We start from the raw sequence: 18,322 nt of genomic DNA, 5'->3' as shown, positions 1-18,322 counted from the left end.
ATTCGGTTGGGTGGGCGTTACGCAGTTGGTCCACCGCTGCCGTCGTCCCGGCGAAGGCCGGGACCCATAACCACAGGATTTGGTTTGACGAAGATTTGTGGTTGCCGGCTAGGCTAGCAACTTCTTTCTCGGAGTATGGGTCCCGGCCTTCGCCGGGACGACAACTACTCCAAGTTCGTATTGAACTCGTAGGATTTGTCCGGCCCCACCAGCGTGAATTTCAGCGCCGCGCCATCAGGCTTGACGCCCGGCGGCAATCCTTCGAGCTCGAAGGAAAATCGCTTCACGCCCGGCGGGCCGGGCTCGACCACATCGGGAATCGGCAGCGACCACTCCGGCGTCGGCCCTTCCACGAACAGATTGACCTTGCTGCCCTCGGGGGCGACGACATCGACCACCACGTTCTTGGGCCCGTCGCGCTTGACGTCGCGGATGGTCAGCGGATTGGGGTCTCCGATATTGGCGGGCTTCGGCACGGCGTCGAGCGCTGCGCGCAAATTGCCGTCTTCAGTCGATGCGACGTTGTTGAAGCCGAGCTCGACATTGGCATCGACGGGAATGCAGAGCTTTTCGCAGACCGCGTAGTTGATCTCGGCGCGCAGCGTCACAGGCTTGTCGGCCGCCTTGGCGACGATGCGCAAGGGCAGCACGATCTGATCGTGATAGCCGATCGAATGGCCGCCCGCGCCGTCGTCAAACTTTTGCGGCGCCGGCCACATCACGGTCACGGCTTCGACATTGTCCGACTTGGAGAAGTCGAACCGCGGTGGAACGCCGGAATCGCCCGGCATGCGCCAGTAGGTCTTCCAGCCGGGCTCGAGCTGGATGGCGATACCGCCGAGCAACACCGTGCCGCTGCGCGATCCCGCGAGCAGGCGCACCGCGGAATGTCCGTCTCGCTGCCACGGCGACGCATCGTCGGCATGGCCAGCCATCGCCAGTGACGACGCAAGCAAGGTTGCTGCGACGCCAATCGCCGCTTGCAGGGGAACTCTGGTCAGCATGGCACGTCTTTACAGGGTCGCCCCTGGTCAAACCATTGAATTGCTTGTGATGGATGCGCCCGAATCATATCTCTGCAAGCCTTGATTTGACAGCAGGCCGGCCCGACATCAGGATAGGAATTCAAACCGGAGTGCTTCACTGATGGCTCCCACAGGCAAGAGGACGGGCGAAAGCACCCGCAGCACAGGCTCCAGGCTCCCCAATTCCGCCGTTTACCTCGACGGCCGGCTCCTGATCGCGATGCCAGTGATGGGCGACTCCCGCTTCGAGCGCTCGGTGATCTATCTCTGCGCCCATTCTGCCGAGGGCGCGATGGGCATCATCGTCAATCATCCCGCGGGCAGCATCGACTTTCCGGAGCTGCTCGAGCAGCTCGGCATCGTCAAGAAGGGCGAGCACATCAAGCTGCCCGAAAATGCCGAAAGCATGAAGGTGCTGCGTGGCGGCCCGGTCGACACCGGCCGCGGCTTCGTGCTGCATTCCAGCGATTTCTATATCGAGAACGCGACGCTGCGGATCGACGACGGCGTCTGCCTCACCGCGACGGTCGACATCCTGCGCGCGATCGCCAATGGTTCCGGCCCCAAGCACGCCATCCTCGCACTCGGCTATGCCGGCTGGGGGCCGGGCCAGCTCGAGACCGAGATCCAGAGCAACGGCTGGTTGCACTGCGATGCGGATGCGGACCTGATCTTCGGCGACGACGTCGACGAAAAATACGGCCGCGCCCTGCGCAAGATCGGCATCGATCCCGGCATGCTGTCGAACGAGGCCGGGCACGCGTAACCGGCCCTACTCTCGCAGCCGTCGGGCTCGCTGCTCGCCCCACCCTCTGCCGTCATGCCCCGGCTTGACCTGGGCATCCAGTACACCGCAGCTTGTCGGCTGCATTAACTGTCTCGGGGTACTGGATCGCCCGGTCAAGCCGGGCGATGACACCTGTTACTGTGCTGCGCCTACTCCGCCGCCTGCTGTTGCACCGTCGGCTCGGTCCCCGCCACCGTTGCGCGGCGCATGTCGCGGGGCTGCGACTGGTCGTAGCGGCGGACGCGGTGCATGGTCTGGCGGTTGTCCCACATCACGAGGTCATGCAGCTTCCATTTGTGGACGTAGACGAACTCTGCCTGCGTGGCGTGCTCATTCAGGTCGCGCAGCAACAGCCGTCCTTCCGGCACACTCATGCCGACGATCTTGCCGGCATGCGATGAGAGATACAGCGATTTGCGGCGATGCACGGGATGGGTCCTTACCAGCCGCTGCAGCACCGGCTTGAACATCTCCTTTTCCTCGTCGGTATACTCGGTGAAGCCGAGCGATCCGCGCGAATACATCAACGAGTGCTCGCAGACGAGGTCCTCGATCTCCGCCTTGGTCTCGTCATCCAGCGCATCATAGGCCGCGCGCATGTCGGCGAATTCGGTGTTGCCGCCCTTCGGGTTCACCACGCGGGCCGACAGCAGCGAGAACTTTGCCGGGATCGGGCGGAACGAGCTGTCGGAGTGCCACAGGCAATTGCCGAGATTGAACAGATGCGTGCGGCTGTCCTTGGCCAGCGGCTTGCCGTCCTTGCCGAGATTGGAGACGTCGTTGAGGCCGGACTGCAGGCGGTAGTCCTTCTCCTTGGTCACCGTACCGCCGCGGGCGTCCTCGCGCGGGCCGAAATTCAGCGCGAAGGCCATCTGCTGCTCGTCATTGATGTCCTGGTCGTGGAACACGAGCACCGCGTACTTGTCCATGGCAGACTCGATCTCGCGGGCCTCATCCGGTGTGAGAGCTTTTCGCAGATCGAGGCCCGAAACCTCGCCGACAAAATGCTTCTGAAGCTGCCGGATGGCGATCGTCATGGTGTTTCTCCCGCGGCTGCGAGCGGTTGGTCCCGCTCTGTCGGTGAAAAGCTACTCTGGCACTCGCAGTTGTCAACGCGCGGCACGCATGGCTCCCTTGTAGCCCGGATGGAGCGGAGCGCAATCCGGGGGGCTTTCCGCCAGATGAGAACCCCGGATTACGCTTCGCTTCATCCGGGCTACGCCATACCGTCACGCGTTCCGCGCCATCAGGCCGCCGTCGACGGGGATCACGGCACCGGTCAGGAACGATGCCGCTGGCAGGCACAGGCTCAACGTCATATGCGCGACCTCCTCGGCATCGCCATAGCGGCCGAGTGCGGTGCGACGTTTGGCGTAGATGGACTTGTGCTCCTCGGAGATGCGATCGGTGATGGCGGTGCGGATCGGGCCCGGGCAGATGCAATTGACGGTGATGCCCTCGCGGCCGAGCTCGACTGCGAGCGATCGCGTCAGGCTCGCGACGCCGCCCTTCGCCGCCGAATAGGGGCTGTGCAATGCTGTGGCGCCCAGCGCTTCGGTCGAAGCAATATTGACGATGCGCGCCGACTTCGATTTGCGCAAATGCGGCAGCGCCGCGCGGATGATGCGCGGATGGGCCGTCAACATCACCGCGATGCCCTTTGCCCAGGCGTCGTCGTAAGCCTCGTCGTCGATCGCGACGCGCACAGAGATGCCGGCATTGTTGATGACGATGTCGAGCCCGCCGAAATGCGCGGCGACATCGCCAACCACGCGCTTGATCTCGCCGCCGTCAGCGACGTCGAGCTTCCACGCCTTCGCCGTTCCGCCGCTCGCCGTAATATCTTTCGCGACGGCGCGGGCGCCTTGCTCGTCATAATCGGTGACCGCGACGTTGGCGCCCTCGCCGGCGAACACGCGCGCAGTGGCGCGGCCCATGCCGCTGGCCGCGCCGGTGACGAGAACGGTCAGACCCTTCACGGAGCGGCTGAGCTCTTTGAACTCGGACATGCTGTTTCCTCGCGGTCTCTTGTTTCTTGTTATGAGATGGACAAGGCTGGCATCGATCCGCAGACAGGTCAAACAAGCAAGACAAAAGGGGAGGCCGCGATGGCGAACGAACTCGATTTCTCAGGCAGGCAGGTGCTGGTGGTCGGTGGTTCCAGCGGCATCGGCAATGGCATTGCCCAAGCCTTTCGCGCGAGGGGTGCTGGCGTAGCGGTATGCGGCACACGCGCGCGTGCAACGGAATATCAGGCGGAGGAGGGCTCCGATCTCACCGGTCTTGCCTACGCGCAGCTCGACGTCAGCAATGCCGGCGCCATCGAAGCGTTCAAGCCATCGTTCGATAGGCTCGACATTCTCGTGCTCGCGCAGGGCGCGGTGATCTATCGCCGTGGCGAGTTCGAGATGGCGGGCTTCCGCAAGGTGGTCGAGGTCAACCTGATGAGCCTGATGGCGTGCGCGATGCGATTTCATTCCATGTTGCGGGATTCCAAGGGCGCACTGATCATGGTGTCCTCGACCGCGGCCTATCATTCCACCATGGGCAATCCTGCCTACAACGCCTCGAAGACCGGCGCGGTCGGCTTGACGCGGACCTTGGGCGAGGCGTGGGCCGAGGACGGCATCCGCGTCAACGGCATCGCGCCCGGCCTCGTCGACACCAAAATGACGAAGGTGACGACGGACAATCCGAAGCGGCTCGAAGGCGCATTGGCACGGATTCCGCTGCGGCGATTGGGCACGCCGGCCGACATGGCGGGTGCCGCGCTGTTCCTGGCCTCGCCGCTGTCGTCGTACATCATTGGACAGACGCTCGTGGTCGATGGCGGGCTTATTCTCTAGTCCAAACTCCACGCAGCCGTGGAACTGCGCTGCTCCTGATCGGTTACTTGGGCAGACCCCCGAGGAGGAGCATCATGGACAAGGACAGGATCGTCGGATCGGCCAAGGAATTCGCTGGACGCGCGGAAGGCGCCGTCGGCGATCTCGCAGGCGATGCGCAGACACAGGCGTCGGGCAAGGCGCGCGAAGCCGCCGGCACCGTGCAGAATCTCTACGGCCAGGCCAAGGACGCCGTGCGCGACGCTGCGGACACCGCCACGAGCTATGCCAAGGACGCCTATGAGAACAGTGGCGAGACGCTTCGCGACGGATCGCAGGCGCTGTCGAAGAAGGTGCAGGACAATCCGCTCGGCGCGCTGCTGGTTGCCGGCGGCATCGGCTTTGCGCTCGCGCTTCTGATGTCGCGCCCGGCACGTCGCCCGCCGCCGCGCTGGCGCTATTACGGCTGAGCCTGTCCGTCATTCCGGGGCGCGCCTCTTGGCGCGAGCCCGGAATCGATTCATCGACATTGACGGTGGCACGATGGATTCTCAGGTGCGCAATTGCGCACCATAGCTCGTGCTTCGCACGCCCCGGAATGACCTGCGCCTACCGAACTTCCGCCGCACGCCCGACATTGCCGGGCGGACGCGGGATCGCAGGATTCGGATTCGGGTTGCGCGGCGGCGGCGCCAGCTGGCGCGGCGCGGGCTGCGGCGAGCCAAAGCCGAAGAAATCACGCAGTGACGGGGTTGCCTGTGCCGGTTGCTGCGGCGGCTTCTTCGGTGCGGGCGGCTTGGGAGGCGCGACCGCAGAAGCTGCACCAGGCGTGCCGGGCGCTCCGGGAGCCGCAGCACCTCCGTCGGGCGTCGTCGCCGCAACCGGCGTATCGCCCTTGGCCTGCTCGCGGCCGACCTCGCGGCGCGGCCAGGAATAATCATCCGCGCGGCCCGCGGGCGCGGCCAGCGGCTCGCCCTTCACCAGCGTTTTGGCGGCGAGCGCATCGACAGCGGCTGGACGCGTGCCTGGTCCACCCAGCAATTGATCGGTCGCGATCGAGGCCGCAACCAGCGGCACGATCGGGCCGGCGAGCGGCCGCGGCGGCGGCTTACCGGGCTCGGCATTGGTGTCGGGCGTCGCCGGTTCGCTCGGCAGGGCGATGGGACCGGAGCGGCCCGCCAGGAGACGCGTGATCTCGCGCTCGACATAGTGCGCGAGCTTGCGCGCGCCGGGCTTGGTGAAATAGACGCCGTCGCCGCTGCGCAGCTGACGGATTTGACCTTCGAAGTCAGGGCCCTTCTGCAGGAAGCGGCCGGCCTCGTCGACGAAGCCGTCCCAGACGTCGACATAGGTGATGCCGGCCTTGGCCGCGCCTTCGCGATAGAGCGAATCCAGGAACAGCATGTCTGCGGTGCCCTTGGGGCCGCGGATCGCAGGCAAGCCGACCCAGAGCACCGGCACGCCCTTGGCCTTCAGGACGTTCGCGAGCTCCTCGATCTTCTTGCTGTAGAGTTCGACCCAATGGTCGTCACGGAATTCATAGACGCCATTTGGATTGCGTGCGGTCTTCTCGGGCGCGCTCGCCGGCGCATCAGCGTTATCGGCGTCGTCCTGCGGCAGGTCGGTGTCGACAGGCTTGTCGTCCGGCTTCGAGGCGGAGTCGGGCTTGGCGTCGCCGGGCTTCGCATCCCCCTGCTTGCCTTGCGGCTTGGCGCGCGCGCCCTTGTCGTTCTTCTTGTCTTTGTCTTTGTCCTTGTCCGCCGGCTTCTCGGTGACGGGCTCGCGGATCGAAATGCGGTCGTTGAGGCCGAGCATGACGACGATGACGTCAGGCTTCTCGGTCTCCAGAATGCCCTTTGCGGCCGCGGCCCAGTCCGAGGGCTCGCCCTTCGGCTGGTATTTGATCAGGCCGGACGTGGTCTTGTGCTTGCGGATCACGCCCATGTCGGGCTGCTCGGTATAGGCGTCTTCCAGGCCGTAGGCGAGCCAGTCGGCCATGGCATCGCCGATCACCAGCACGTTCTTGTCGGCAATGGTGTCGCGCTTGGCGGGCGCCGGTGCGCGCGAAAAATCCTGGCGCGGAGCCTGCGGCTGCTGTTGCTGGAAGGGCGCGAAGAAGTCGCCGCCGAACCAGCCGCCGCCACGCTGCGGCGGCGGCGCCTGGCGCTGCGGCGGGCCGCCGAAGCCGGGGAAGCTGAAGAACTGCGCCGAGGCCGGTCCCGCGACCGAGACCAGGATCGCAAGCGCCGTCCCCAGCGCGATCAGCGGGCCGGTCTCGGTCAGCGCCTTGAAAAAGGATTTTGGCTTCGACATGCGATCTCGGGCGCGCGCAACGGGGTCTGGAGACAGGTCGTTATAATAACGGAATCGGGCGCCAAACGGGCAAATTCTCTTGCAGATTCTTAGGGAATGCACCGCCGATCGACGAAATCGCCGCTCAGGGTTACTTTCGGGCCGTTTTTACCGCCCGCGCAGCCGGTCCAGCACGTCGGAGGTGGCAAATCCGTCGGCAGGGAGCCCGATCGAGACCTGGAAATTGCGCAGCGCATCCCGGGTCTGGCCGCCGAACTGACCGTCCGGGGTGCCCTTGTAGAAGCCGCGCTGGGCCAGCAACTGCTGCAGTTCCAGCCGCTCGGTCCGCGAGAGCTCCCGTTCCTGTCGTGGCCAGGGCTGCACGAAGGGCTGCCCGCCGCGCAGGCGGTCGGCGAAATGGCCGATCGCCAGCGCATAGGCCTCGGCGGGATTGTATTTCATGATGACCCGGAAGTTCTGCAGCATCAGGAAGCCCGGCCCTTGCGCGCCTGCGGGCGCGAGCAGATAGGCTTTCTCCGCCGGATGCGGGAAGGGCTGGCCCGTCGCCCGTTTCAGCCCGAGCTTCTCCCATTGCGCCAGCGTCATCATCTTGGCGCGGTCGGCCAGCATGTAGTTGAAGCCTTGGGGCACCACGACCTCAAAGCCCCAGCTCTGGCCGCTCTGCCAGCCGTCCTTCTTCAGATTGTTGGCGGTCGAGGCGATCAGGTCGGTCGGGTTGTCGACGACGTCGCGCCGTCCGTCGCCGTCGCCGTCCACGGCAAAGCGCTTGAACGCGGTCGGCATGAACTGGGTCGGGCCGAACGCGCCGGCCCAGGAGCCGCGCATCTGCTCCGGCCTGAGATCGCCGCGGTTGAGGATTTCCAGTGCCGAGAGGAACTCGTCCTTGAAATAGGCCTGGCGGCGGCCGATGCAGGCGAGCGTCGCGGTCGATTGCAGCACGCTGCGGTCGCCCATCTGCGTCGAATAGTTGGACTCGATGCCCCAGATCGCGGCGATGATATAGCGATCGACGCCATAGGCCTTTTCGGTCGCGTCGAACTGCGCCTTGTATTGGACGAGGATCTCCCTGCCTTTGGCGAGGCGGTTGTCATTCACGAGGATGTCGAGATAGTCCCAGATCGACTTCGAGAATTCCGGCTGCGAATCCATCAGGTCCATGATGCGCAGGTCGGGCGTAAGCCCGGCGGTGAAGCGCTGAAAATTCTCCTGCGTGATGCCGCGTCGTGCGGCATCCGGCCACATCCCCGCAACGCAATTGTCGAAATTGCCGGCCGCCTCGCGGATCGCAGCCGCCGTCATCAGCGGATGGCCGGAGGCGCCGTCCTCGCCAGACCATGGTTGGGCACCGCCAGGGCCGGGCGGGGCTTGCGACGGCTGCGGGTTCGAGCCGGAGAAAATACCGCCGAACAGGTTGGACAGGCCGTTTTGCCCCTGTTGTGCTTGGGCCTGCGCGGGGAACAGCAAGCCGGCCGCAAGCATTGTTGCGCCGGCCAATGTTGATGTTACCGCTGTCACCAATCGTCTCATATCCCACTCGTCGGCCGAAAATCCGCCATCAGGAGGCCTCGTTACGGTTGCCAATATCTTAACAAAGGTGAATTTTTGCTGGTCACCTTTTTCGCAAATTCTCGGAGACGGAGCCCAACATCCGCCTTTGTTACCGGCTGCAAAACGGCTAGCAAGATGCCATTGCTTCTTTCACGCGCGCTCCAAGGTATTCGATCAATCACATGAAAATCCGCAAAGCCGTATTTCCCGTCGCCGGCCTCGGCACCCGCGTCCTGCCCGCCACCAAGGCGATGCCGAAAGAAATGCTCACCATCGTCGACAAGCCCCTGATCCAGTACGTCTATGACGAGGCGCGGGAAGCCGGCATCGAGCACTTCGTCTTCGTCACCGGCCGCAACAAGAACGTCATCGAGGATCATTTCGACAGGATGTTCGAGCTCGACTCTACGCTTGCCGCACGCGGCAAGAAGACCGAGCAGGAAATCCTGGCGCAGAACCAGCCGGAAGCCGGCGCCGTCAGCTTCACCCGCCAGCAGGCGCCGCTCGGTCTCGGCCACGCGGTCTGGTGCGCGCGCGACATCGTCGGCAACGAGCCGTTCGCGGTGGTGCTGCCCGACGAGCTCGTGCTCAACACGCCGGGTTGCCTGAAGCAGATGATCGAGACGGCTGCGACGCTCGGCGAGAAGTCCAACCTGATCGCGGTCGAGGCGGTGCCCGACCATCTCACCCATCAATACGGCATCTGCGGCGTCGGAAAACGCAGCGGCAAGATGTTCGAGGTCGACGGCATGGTCGAGAAGCCGGCCAAAGGCACCGCGCCCTCAAACCTTTCCATCACCGGCCGCTACATCCTCCAGCCCGAGATCTTCAAGATTCTGGAGACCCAGGAGCGCGGCGCCGGCGGCGAGATCCAGCTCACCGACGCGATGATCGGCCTTTCCAAATCGCAGAAGTTCTACGGCGTCGAGTTCGAGGGCGAGCGCCATGATTGCGGCTCCAAGCCCGGCTTCCTCCGCGCCAACATCGCCTATGCGCTCAAGCGCCCCGAGCTGCGCGAGGGGCTGATCGCGGAGATGAAGAAGTATCTGGGGCAGTGACATCGAAGGCGAAATGCCTTCGATGTCATCCCGGCATGGTCCGAAGGACCAGACCCGGGATCTCGAGATTCCGGGTTCGATGCTTCACATCGCCCCGGAATGACAGCAGTCTTCACGCCACCAGCGACAGCTGCGGCAAGCTCGCCACCACCGACTGATTCCGCCCGCCGGCTTTCGCGGCATAGAGCGCCTTGTCGGCGGCCGCAACCAGCACGGCCCAGTCCAGGCCGGCCGTGGGCGCGAGGCTGGCGACGCCGCAGGAGACGGTCGATCCCGCGCCGCCATCGGACCAGCCCAGCACCTTGGCGCGAATGGTCTCGGCGATCCTGAACGCGTCGGCGGCCGACGTGTTCGGCAGCAGCACGGCGAACTCCTCGCCGCCATAGCGCGCGGCGCAGTCGCTGGCGCGACGCACCGAGTCCGAAATGCAGATGGCGATGCCGACCAGCACCTGGTCGCCGGCCTGGTGACCGAACGTGTCGTTGTAGGCCTTGAAATGGTCGGCATCGATCATCAGCAGCGCTACTTGCGTCTTCTGGCGCATGGCGCGCCGCCATTCCATGTCGATGACCTGGTCGAACTTGCGGCGGTTGCGCAGGCCCGTGAGCGCGTCGGTCGTCGCCATCTCCTCGAGCTTGCTTTCGGCATCCGCGCGCCGGCCGATCTCGCGGGCGAGCACGATGGCCGAGCCCAGCACGAACAGCGAAAGCATCAGCACCACGGCGCCGATGCGCAGCGCTTCCCGCTGCCACAATGAGAACACGGTGCTCAGCGGCTTGCCTGCCACGACAAACAACGGACCGGAGCCGCTGCTGCGCGCGTAGAGGCGCGGCGTCACATCCACCGGCCCTTTTCCGGCGTAGGATCCGCCGGCCTTGAGATTTTCAGGTTTCCAGTCCCGTTGCGCTCCCAGATTCTTGCCGATGATGTCGAGATCGAACGGCCGCCGCATCATGATGGTGCGGTCGCGCTTGAGCACGGTGATGGTGTCGTCGGAGTCGAGGCTCAGCCGCTCGAACAGTTCGTGGAAATAGGTGTAGCGGATCGAGCCGGCGACGACCCCCATGAAGCCGCCGTCGCTATCGCTGATGCGCCGGCTCAGCACGATCGAGAAGGCGCCGCGGAACAGCATCGGACGGCTGATGAACAGTCCGACGCCCGGGTTGTCGCGATGAACCCTGAAATACTCTTCGTCGGCGCGGTTCTCTGGTTGCGGATCCAGCGTCGAGGCATCGATGCTCAGTCTGCCGTCGACATCGAGCACCTGGATGGCGCCGAAATGCCGTGCCGTGGTCGCATGATCGAACAGGATGAGCTGCCGGATCGGCCTCGAGACCGTGGCTATTTCCGGCAGCAGCATGTTGTTGACGACCGCCTTCAGGGACAGGTCGTAGATATCGATATTGCGGCTGATGTCGGCGTCGATCGAGGTGGCCAGGTTTTCCAGCGTCTGGCGGGCCAGCGCCTCTTCGCCGCGGCGCATGTCCAGCATGACGTTGACGCAAATGGCGGAAAAGCCGATCACCGTCACGACCGACGTGATGATCAACAGCTTTGCCGACATACGCCAGGGCCGGCGGGCCGCGGCTTCGCGCCATCCAGACAGCATCCTTTGCTCCCGATCCTAGTGGATGCGCCTGAAATCTTGCGTAGTGTTTAAGCCGCGACGGCACTGCCGCGATGAGTTAAGGATTGGTTTATCCGGCTGACGATTTTCGGCAGGCCTGATCGACTGGATCCCGGCTTCGGACGAGAGGACTGATGTGAACGACTACGACGCGCTACGTGATTATCTTCTGCGGCAGAAGCAGACGGAACTCGTGCTGAGCTTTGAGCAGATCGAGGAGATCATCGGCGCAGCCCTGCCGCGCGCGGCCAACCGTGCGTCATGGTGGGACAGCCTGCGCAGCCCCGATATCAAGATGCCGCAACGCGAAGCCTGCCTCGCCGCGGGATTTGTCGCGACACGGATGCCGGATGGCGCCAGCGTGCGGTTCACGAAGCGGAAGAAGGACGGGCGGAGGTGAGGGGCTGACTGTCTCTCCACATCCAACGGTCTCGTAGGGTGGCAAAAGCGCAAGCGTGCCCACGTCCTCTGGACGGTGGGCACGGCGCAAGTGCGCCTTTGCCCACCCCACGGCACCGCGCACTTCTGCTCTACAGGCTTCGTCTCACGCTTTCGAGAAATTGTTGCTTTTCGCCAGGCGCGTAACCCTGGGAAGCTCCGTAATACGGTTCATTGGATTGATTGTACGGTGCGGACCGGGAGCGGATCGGTGACTTGGGTGGCACATACGATCTGGTCTTAGCGTGTGCGGCCGATCTTCCTTTCATCGTCGCCGTCGCACCAGCGTAGTACGGGTTGAGGACGCACATCTGACCGTTGGCCGATGCCCTGCATTCGTCCATCGTATGGTAGCTGCATCGATAGTAGGGGGTAGCGCCGAAGGAGACGACGTACAGACAAACGGGAAAAGCCGGATCATATGTCTGAGCCCGGGAATGCCCTGATGTTAAGACCATGCCTGTGGTCAAAATCGTCAAAGCCAATGCGCGCATTGGATCTTCCTCCAAGTGGCGCGGCATTCGGTGCACCCGGACCGTAGGCTGCATTGATCCAGGTCAATGTTCTCGGAATGGGTTCACGCCCCGGAAGCGAGAGGCCGCGTATCCTAAGTATCGTAGGGTGGGCAAAGCGAAGCGTGCCACGTCTTCTGGATGGTGGGCACGGCGCAAGTGCGCCTTTGCCCACCCTACGGCACCTCGCGCGAAAAGATCAGCTCGCCGCTTCCAGCCGCACTTCCGTCAGCAGGCGCATCGCGGCATCCGCGTCCATCGGCTCGCCGAAGGCAAAGCCCTGCGCGTATTCGCAGCCCAATTGATACAGCTCGACCGCGTCCGAATCGGTCTCGGCGCCTTCCGCCACCACGTCCATGCCGAGATCATGCGCGAGCGCGATGATCGACTTCAGGATCACCGGCCGCGTGCCACGATTGGTGGTGCGGACGAAGGACTGGTCGATCTTGATGGTGTCGAACGGGAAACGCTGCAGATAGGCGAGCGAGGAATGGCCGGTGCCGAAATCGTCGAGCGACAGGCCGGTGCCGAGCTCGCGGATGCGCGTCAGCATTTGCGCTGCGTGCTCCGGATTCTCCATCACCAGCGATTCCGTCAGTTCCAGCTTCAGCGTGCCGCGTGCGACCGAGGAGCGCGACAGCACGGTGCGGATATCGTGGATCAGATCGTGGCGCAGCAGCTGCCGCGAGGAGACGTTGACGGATGCGAAGATCGGCTCGCGCGACCGCATCGCGCGCTGCCAGACCGAGAGCTGCTTGGCGGTCTGGTCGAGCACGAACATGCCGAGATCGACGATCAGGCCGGTCTCTTCCGCGATGGTGATGAATTCCGACGGCGCCATGCGGCCGAGCTTGGGATGATCCCAGCGCGCCAAGGCCTCGAAACCCGCGACCGAACGGTCCTCCAGCCGCACGATCGGCTGATACAGGATCGTGAGCTCCTGCCGCTCGATGGCGCGGCGCAGCTCGCTTTCCAGCGTCAGGCGGTCCGTCTTCCGCGCGCGCATCGCGGGCTTGTAGACGTCGATACGGTCGCCGCCGATGCGCTTGGAATGATACATCGCAAGCTCGGCGTCCTTGATGATCTCGTCCGTCAGCTGGGTCTGCGGATCGGACAGCGCCATGCCGATCGAGGCGGTCAGGAAGATCTCGCGGTCGTTGAAGGCGATCGGCGCGCGGATGGTCTTGCGGATGGTCTCGGCGAAATTGGTGATCCGGGCCGGGTCCTGCTCCGACAAAAGGATCAGGCCGAACTGGTCGCCGGCGAGCCGCGCCAGCGTGTCCTGCGGCTTCAGGATGCGGGTGAGGCGGCGGGCCAGCGTCAGCAGGATGGAATCGCCGACCGCGATGCCGACGGAATCGTTGACCTGCTTGAAGCGGTCGAGGTCGATCACCATCAGCGTCGGGCGCAGCGTCGGCATCGACTTGGCGAAATGCGCAACGGCACCCAAGCGGTCCATGAACAGCTTGCGGTTCGGCAGGCCGGTGAGGTTGTCATGCACGGAATCGTGCAGCAGGCGTTCCTCGGCGTTGCGCAGCTCGGTGACGTCGGTGAGCGTGCCGACCACACGCGAGACCTCACCGTCCGAGCCGACCACCGGGCGCGCCTTCAGCGCGAACCACATGAAGTGACCGTCGGGGGTACGCAGGCGGAAATCCTGCACCAGACGGCCGCGGCGCTGGTCGAGCACGCTGTCGAGCGCGGCGCGGAAGCGGTCCTGGTCGAGCGGATGCAGCACCTCGAGCCAGGAGGCCGCTGGGCCTTCCAGCGTGCCGCGCTTCAGTCCGAGCAGGGCTTCCGTCTCGGGGCTGGTAAAAACTTTGTCGGCGGAAACGTCCCAGTCCCAGATCAGGTCGCCGGAGCCGGCCAGCGCCAGCGCTCGCCGTTCGATGTCGGAGACGACGCCGGTGCTGGCGCCGCCGCCGGCGAAGGCGTGCTGCATGACGGTGAAGCCGATCAGCATCACGATCAGCACGAGGCCGCCGAGCAGGGCAGGGCCGACGATGTCATTGGTGACGGAGCCCGCCACCGTCATGCCGGCTGCGACCACCCAGACCACCAGCAGGAACCAGGTCGGGATCAGCAGCACGGCGCGATCGAAGCCGTGGGTGGAGAGATAGACGATCAGCGCGAAGCCGGCGAAGGCGATCAACACCAGCGAGATGCGCGCGATGCCGGAGGCGACGGCCGGATCGAACAGCGCCAGCGCGACCAGCGAGCCGAGGAAGGCGAGCCAGCCCACCGTGATGTGCGAATAGCGCACATGCCATCGACTGAGATTGAGGTAGGCGAACAGGAACACCAGCAGCGTCGCCGCCAGGATCGCTTCACCCGCCGCGCGCCAGATGCGCTCGGCGTTGTTCGACATGTCGAGCACCTTGCCCCAGAAGCCGAAATCGACGCCGATATAGACCAGCACCGCCCAGGCCAGCGCCGCCGCGGCCGGGAACATGATGCTGCCCTTCACCACGAAGAGGATGGTCAGTACCAGCGCCAGCAGGCCGGAGATGCCGATCACGATGCCCTGGTACAGCGTGAAGGAGTTGACCTTGTCCTTGTAGGCTTCCGGCTCCCAAAGATAGAGCTGCGGCAGCTTGTCGGTGCGTAGTTCCGCGACGAAGGTGACGACGGCGCCGGGATCGAGCGTGATGCGGAATACGTCGGCCGTCGCACTTTCCTGCCGTTCCGGCCGGTCGCCGATCGACGGCGTGATGGTTGCGATGCGCGACAGGCCGAGGTCTGGCCAGAGCAATCCCGATGAGACAATGCGGTAGTGCGGGGCGACGATCAGGCGGTCGAGCTGGTCGTCGGTGTTGTTGGCGAGCGCGAACACCACCCAGTTCTGGCCGCCCTCGCGCGCGCGCACCTCGATGCGGCGGACGATGCCGTCGGTGCCGGGCGCAGTGGAGACCTGGATGCGATCGGCGTCGCTGCGCTGATGCTCGAGCACGCCGGTGAGATCGATCGCGGGCGCGTCGCTGCGGACGCTGACGGCGTCAAGCGCGCGCGCGGGATACGCGGCGACAAGAATCATGAAGCCCAGCGCGATGGGCGCGAGGCACCTGATCAGACGCAAGGTCAGTTCTCCGCGTTGGACGCAAACTCTGAGTGCAAGAACGGCACGCAAGGCTGGTACGTAAGGACGATTTCAGGCCGGACGGAAGTGGTTCGGCATTCGCGATAGATGCCACGAAAGCGAGGAAAATCAAAGGGTTTCCGCCCGGCTTGCTGGGCCTGCGGCCTAGACCTCCAACACAATTTTGCCAATATGTGCTGAGGTCTCCATGCGCCGGTGGGCGTCGGCGGCCTTTTCCAGCGGGAAGGCGCTGTCCATCAGTGGTTTGACCCGTCCTTCGCGCAGCAGCGGCATCACTTTCGCCTCAATGGCAGCCACCATCGCCGCCTTGTCCGCATTACTACGGGGACGCAAGGTCGAGCCGGTATGGGTCAGCCGCTTCACCATCACCTTGGCGATGTTGACGCTGACCTTCGGGCCGTTGAGGGTCGCGATCTGGACGATGCGGCCGTCGACGGCAGCGGCGTCGTAGTTGCGGTCGACATAGTCGCCGGCGACCATGTCGAGGATCAGGTTGACGCCGACCTTGTCGGTCTCTTCCTTGACGACAGCGACGAAATCTTCGGTCTTGTAATTGATCGCACGATCCGCCCCGAGCTTGAGGCAGGCATCGATCTTGTCCTGCGAGCCGACGGTGACGAACACCTTTGCACCGAACGCCTTCGCGAGCTGGATCGCCATGGTGCCGATGCCGGAGGAGCCGCCATGGATCAGCAGCGTCTCGCCGGCCTTCAGGCCGCCGCGCTCGAACACGTTGTGCCAGACCGTCATCAGGGTTTCCGGCAGCGCGCCGGCTTCCTGGATCGAGAGCGCCGGCGGCACGCTCATGGCCTGGGCGTCCTGTGCGATGCAGTACTGCGCATAGCCGCCGCCGGCGACGAGCGACATCACGATATCGCCGATCTTGTGCCGCCTGGCGTTGCTGCCGACCGCGACCACTTCACCTGCGATTTCGAGGCCGGGCAGGTCGCTGGCGCCGGGCGGCGGCGGATAGGCGCCGGAGCGCTGCGCCACGTCGGGCCGGTTGACGCCGGCGGCCTGTACCTTGACCAGGATCTCGTCAGGACCGGGCTGCGGAACGGGACGTTGTTCCGGCACCAGCACCTCCGGTCCGCCTGGCTTGGAAATGGCGACCACGGTCATTTGCGCGGGCAGCTTGTCCATGATGTGTCCTTGAGCAAAGGTGCGAGGGAAACGAGGCCTTTGATTAGCCAGCGCGGTCTTGGCTGGCAACCGCCCAAGCCGGTATCAAGCGGTGTGGTCCGGCCCGCGGACGAGAGGAGGAACGACGATGCCGATGGAAGACGACGACCGCCCGCGCAAGAAGGTCACCCACGAGATCGGACAGGATCTCTCACTCTTGTCAGTGGAGGAACTGACCGAGCGCGTCGCCCTGCTCAAGACCGAGATCGCAAGGCTGGAGGAAGCCGCCACCAAGAAGCGCGCCTCGCGCGATGCGGCGAACAGTTTTTTCAAGACGTAGTCGGGAGCGCCTGCTTCGACGCGTCATGGCCGGGCTTGTCCCGGCCATCCACGTCTTTCTTTCCAACAGCGACGAAGAACGTGGATGGCCGGGACAAGCCCGGGCATGACGGCGGAGAGAGCGCGACTACATCCCACTCGGCCACTGACCGACATGCCTAACGAACCCTCAAAAAATTCGTTCGTTTACTCCCAATTAAGCTTTCGAGTTTATGACTGGAACCGTCCTCGTTTGGACACCGAGTGGCTCCTGTCCACTCTGTTTGACGCCTCCCTGTTATCAACTTTCAAAGCCGCCGGTCTCCGGCGGCTCTTTTTTTGCCTCCATTCCCGGTTGAATTCCTCGGAATGACGCGCGGAAACCATATCCGTGCTTGCCGCTGGACTCCGCGATCCCCCCGCGCAATGATTTGTTCATCATAAGCCGGCGCCAAAGCCGGACAGGTAAACAGTTGCGTAAGGGGCGTTAACCATGGAACGTTTGCAGGCCGACGGCGCTCTCGTTCAACTCAGCGAGCGGTTCACCAATTCTGCGGCGTTCGGCGCCCTGTTCCGCGAGGGCATGGATCTCGTCGAAGAGACGGCCGCCTATCTCGACGGTGCCGGCCGTACCGAGGCCAAGGCGCTCGACCGTGCCGTCAGCCTCACTTACGCGACCGAGAGCATGCGTCTCACCACGCGCCTGATGCAACTCGCCTCATGGCTGCTGCTGCATCGCGCCGTGAAGGAAGGCGAGATGACGCTGGTCCAGGCCAACCGCGAGAAGACCAAGGTCAAGCTCACAGCCGCTGATCCCGGCCCCGCCGACACCATCGAGAAACTGCCGACGCAGCTGCAGGATCTGATCCACCGCTCGATGAGCCTGCAGGCCCGCGTGCGCCGGCTCGACACCTCGATTCACACCCCGCCGGCCGACCACATCGCGATCGGCAACCCGCTGGTGCCGCACCTCAACGCATTGAAGGCCGCGTTCGAGCGGTAAGGTCTCAGAGGCAAGCCCCACTCTTGTAGGGTGGGCAAAGGCGCAAAGCGCCGTGCCCACGGTCTCTGATTGAGGATCACGATAACCGTTTCGTGGGCACGCTTCGCTTTGCCCACCCTACGAAATCTCGGTTTTGACTGACGACTGCCCCCGCAAACAAAAACGCCCCCGGCTTTCCGGGGGCGCTTTCGTCTCCAGCCTCTTCGGCCGGGATCAATCCTTTTTGAGGAAGCCCGAAAACTTCTTCTGGAAGCGCGAGACGCGGCCGCCGCGGTCCATGATCTGAGTAGAGCCACCGGTCCAGGCCGGATGCGACTTCGGGTCGATGTCGAGGTTCAGCGTGTCGCCTTCCTTGCCCCAGGTGGAGCGGGTCAGGTACTCGGTTCCGTCGGTCATGACGACCTTAATCGTATGATAATCCGGATGAATTTCGGCTTTCATGGCAATTCCTAGGGCGCCCGCGCCCGGCTTGAGTGACTATCGAATGACGGATTTGGCGGGGTCTATACCCCACAGACCCCTTAAAGACAAGCTAGCCCCCTTAAAACAAGCCATTGTGGGGACTTGAGAACCGGGCCGTCCCTTACGGTACATCCCGGATTTGCCTCGCCCCGTGCCGGGGCCTATGTGGAGCCTACGTCTCTCTTTT

17 protein-coding genes are annotated in these 18,322 nt (G+C 64.2%); 7 read left to right on the top strand and 10 right to left on the bottom strand.

From position 1 onward, the window contains the following. Window positions 1-164: 164 nt before the first annotated feature. Window positions 165-1,004 carry a protein-disulfide reductase DsbD domain-containing protein gene (locus XH98_RS03700; protein WP_271603797.1) on the bottom strand — a complete coding sequence of 280 codons (840 nt, stop codon included), beginning with the start codon at window positions 1,002-1,004 and terminating at the stop codon, window positions 165-167. Window positions 1,005-1,146: 142 nt separating this feature from the next. On the opposite strand from XH98_RS03700, the gene XH98_RS03695 reads away from it, so the two are divergent. Beyond that, a complete protein-coding gene (locus tag XH98_RS03695) occupies window positions 1,147-1,791 on the top strand; it encodes a YqgE/AlgH family protein (RefSeq protein ID WP_271603798.1) in 645 nt (214 codons plus the stop codon). Between the two features lie 170 nt (window positions 1,792-1,961). Here XH98_RS03695 and XH98_RS03690 read toward each other — a convergent pair whose 3' ends face one another. Together XH98_RS03690 and XH98_RS03685 are read right to left on the bottom strand one after the other, a co-directional pair. Beyond that, a complete protein-coding gene (locus tag XH98_RS03690; RefSeq protein WP_271617824.1) occupies window positions 1,962-2,849 on the bottom strand; it encodes a TauD/TfdA dioxygenase family protein in 888 nt (295 codons plus the stop codon). Between the two features lie 192 nt (window positions 2,850-3,041). Then, window positions 3,042-3,821, bottom strand: coding sequence for an SDR family NAD(P)-dependent oxidoreductase (locus tag XH98_RS03685; protein ID WP_271617823.1), 780 nt, complete (start codon window positions 3,819-3,821; stop codon window positions 3,042-3,044). 99 nt (window positions 3,822-3,920) lie between these two features. Between XH98_RS03685 and XH98_RS03680 the strand changes: the two genes are divergently transcribed. Both XH98_RS03680 and XH98_RS03675 read left to right on the top strand, forming a co-directional pair. Further along, window positions 3,921-4,658 carry an SDR family NAD(P)-dependent oxidoreductase gene (locus XH98_RS03680; protein WP_271617822.1) on the top strand — a complete coding sequence of 246 codons (738 nt, stop codon included), beginning with the start codon at window positions 3,921-3,923 and terminating at the stop codon, window positions 4,656-4,658. 74 nt (window positions 4,659-4,732) lie between these two features. Beyond that, window positions 4,733-5,107, top strand: a complete 375-nt coding sequence (locus XH98_RS03675; protein WP_271603802.1) for a CsbD family protein — start codon at window positions 4,733-4,735, stop codon at window positions 5,105-5,107. Window positions 5,108-5,246: 139 nt separating this feature from the next. On the opposite strand, the gene XH98_RS03670 is transcribed toward XH98_RS03675, so the two are convergent. Next, window positions 5,247-6,950, bottom strand: coding sequence for an SGNH/GDSL hydrolase family protein (locus tag XH98_RS03670; RefSeq protein WP_271617821.1), 1,704 nt, complete (start codon window positions 6,948-6,950; stop codon window positions 5,247-5,249). A gap of 147 nt (window positions 6,951-7,097) precedes the next feature. After that, the gene (locus XH98_RS03665) at window positions 7,098-8,429 is read right to left on the bottom strand and encodes a lytic murein transglycosylase (RefSeq protein ID WP_442868546.1); all 1,332 of its coding nucleotides are present in this window, start codon (window positions 8,427-8,429) and stop codon (window positions 7,098-7,100) included. Window positions 8,430-8,680: 251 nt separating this feature from the next. On the opposite strand from XH98_RS03665, the gene XH98_RS03660 reads away from it, so the two are divergent. After that, complete coding sequence (locus tag XH98_RS03660; RefSeq protein ID WP_220002092.1) at window positions 8,681-9,556, top strand: UTP--glucose-1-phosphate uridylyltransferase; 876 nt, start codon at window positions 8,681-8,683, stop codon at window positions 9,554-9,556. 112 nt (window positions 9,557-9,668) lie between these two features. Here the strand turns inward: XH98_RS03660 and XH98_RS03655 are convergent, their stop codons facing one another. After that, on the bottom strand, window positions 9,669-11,165 hold the full coding sequence (locus XH98_RS03655) for a GGDEF domain-containing protein (RefSeq protein WP_271617820.1): 1,497 nt from the start codon (window positions 11,163-11,165) through the stop codon (window positions 9,669-9,671). A gap of 154 nt (window positions 11,166-11,319) precedes the next feature. Between XH98_RS03655 and XH98_RS03650 the strand changes: the two genes are divergently transcribed. Then, the gene (locus XH98_RS03650; RefSeq protein ID WP_271603807.1) at window positions 11,320-11,583 is read left to right on the top strand and encodes a DUF7662 domain-containing protein; all 264 of its coding nucleotides are present in this window, start codon (window positions 11,320-11,322) and stop codon (window positions 11,581-11,583) included. A gap of 130 nt (window positions 11,584-11,713) precedes the next feature. Here the strand turns inward: XH98_RS03650 and XH98_RS03645 are convergent, their stop codons facing one another. From XH98_RS03645 to XH98_RS03635, 3 genes are all read right to left on the bottom strand, one after another. Then, window positions 11,714-12,115 (bottom strand): DUF3551 domain-containing protein, encoded by a 402-nt coding sequence (locus XH98_RS03645; protein WP_271617819.1) that lies wholly within the window; start codon window positions 12,113-12,115, stop codon window positions 11,714-11,716. 217 nt (window positions 12,116-12,332) lie between these two features. Beyond that, the gene (locus tag XH98_RS03640; protein WP_271603809.1) at window positions 12,333-15,209 is read right to left on the bottom strand and encodes an EAL domain-containing protein; all 2,877 of its coding nucleotides are present in this window, start codon (window positions 15,207-15,209) and stop codon (window positions 12,333-12,335) included. Window positions 15,210-15,374: 165 nt separating this feature from the next. Continuing rightward, a complete protein-coding gene (locus XH98_RS03635; protein WP_271603810.1) occupies window positions 15,375-16,373 on the bottom strand; it encodes an NAD(P)H-quinone oxidoreductase in 999 nt (332 codons plus the stop codon). Between the two features lie 127 nt (window positions 16,374-16,500). Here XH98_RS03635 and XH98_RS03630 point away from each other — a divergent pair, with 127 nt between their 5' ends. After that, window positions 16,501-16,692 (top strand): DUF1192 domain-containing protein, encoded by a 192-nt coding sequence (locus XH98_RS03630; RefSeq protein WP_220002087.1) that lies wholly within the window; start codon window positions 16,501-16,503, stop codon window positions 16,690-16,692. Between the two features lie 471 nt (window positions 16,693-17,163). Next, on the top strand, window positions 17,164-17,673 hold the full coding sequence (rcdA, locus tag XH98_RS03625) for a protease adaptor protein RcdA (protein ID WP_220002086.1): 510 nt from the start codon (window positions 17,164-17,166) through the stop codon (window positions 17,671-17,673). Window positions 17,674-17,886: 213 nt separating this feature from the next. Here rcdA and rpmE read toward each other — a convergent pair whose 3' ends face one another. Then, window positions 17,887-18,114: a 50S ribosomal protein L31 gene (rpmE, locus tag XH98_RS03620; protein ID WP_028182497.1), complete on the bottom strand. Its 228-nt coding sequence runs from the start codon at window positions 18,112-18,114 to the stop codon at window positions 17,887-17,889. Window positions 18,115-18,322 lie beyond the last annotated feature (208 nt).

The sequence above is a fragment of the Bradyrhizobium sp. CCBAU 51745 genome (assembly GCF_028128715.1).
Taxonomy (GTDB): Bacteria; Pseudomonadota; Alphaproteobacteria; order Rhizobiales; family Xanthobacteraceae; genus Bradyrhizobium; species Bradyrhizobium manausense.
Note: the sequence above shows the minus strand (reverse complement) of the source record. Positions and strands in the feature narration are given on the sequence as shown.

What these genes read in the sequence shown, in the direction of transcription:
- XH98_RS03680 (WP_271617822.1), top strand. Translation starts at nt 3,921, where the DNA reads ATGGCGAACGAACTCGATTTCTCAGGCAGGCAGGTGCTGGTGGTCGGT.
- rcdA (WP_220002086.1), top strand. Translation starts at nt 17,164, where the DNA reads ATGGAACGTTTGCAGGCCGACGGCGCTCTCGTTCAACTCAGCGAGCGG.
- XH98_RS03630 (WP_220002087.1), top strand. Translation starts at nt 16,501, where the DNA reads ATGCCGATGGAAGACGACGACCGCCCGCGCAAGAAGGTCACCCACGAG.
- XH98_RS03690 (WP_271617824.1), bottom strand. Translation starts at nt 2,849, where the DNA reads ATGACGATCGCCATCCGGCAGCTTCAGAAGCATTTTGTCGGCGAGGTT.
- XH98_RS03675 (WP_271603802.1), top strand. Translation starts at nt 4,733, where the DNA reads ATGGACAAGGACAGGATCGTCGGATCGGCCAAGGAATTCGCTGGACGC.
- XH98_RS03655 (WP_271617820.1), bottom strand. Translation starts at nt 11,165, where the DNA reads ATGCTGTCTGGATGGCGCGAAGCCGCGGCCCGCCGGCCCTGGCGTATG.
- XH98_RS03665 (WP_442868546.1), bottom strand. Translation starts at nt 8,429, where the DNA reads ATGCTTGCGGCCGGCTTGCTGTTCCCCGCGCAGGCCCAAGCACAACAG.
- XH98_RS03670 (WP_271617821.1), bottom strand. Translation starts at nt 6,950, where the DNA reads ATGTCGAAGCCAAAATCCTTTTTCAAGGCGCTGACCGAGACCGGCCCG.
- XH98_RS03700 (WP_271603797.1), bottom strand. Translation starts at nt 1,004, where the DNA reads ATGCTGACCAGAGTTCCCCTGCAAGCGGCGATTGGCGTCGCAGCAACC.
- rpmE (WP_028182497.1), bottom strand. Translation starts at nt 18,114, where the DNA reads ATGAAAGCCGAAATTCATCCGGATTATCATACGATTAAGGTCGTCATG.
- XH98_RS03685 (WP_271617823.1), bottom strand. Translation starts at nt 3,821, where the DNA reads ATGTCCGAGTTCAAAGAGCTCAGCCGCTCCGTGAAGGGTCTGACCGTT.
- XH98_RS03635 (WP_271603810.1), bottom strand. Translation starts at nt 16,373, where the DNA reads ATGGACAAGCTGCCCGCGCAAATGACCGTGGTCGCCATTTCCAAGCCA.
- XH98_RS03645 (WP_271617819.1), bottom strand. Translation starts at nt 12,115, where the DNA reads ATGCGCGCATTGGCTTTGACGATTTTGACCACAGGCATGGTCTTAACA.
- XH98_RS03695 (WP_271603798.1), top strand. Translation starts at nt 1,147, where the DNA reads ATGGCTCCCACAGGCAAGAGGACGGGCGAAAGCACCCGCAGCACAGGC.
- XH98_RS03660 (WP_220002092.1), top strand. Translation starts at nt 8,681, where the DNA reads ATGAAAATCCGCAAAGCCGTATTTCCCGTCGCCGGCCTCGGCACCCGC.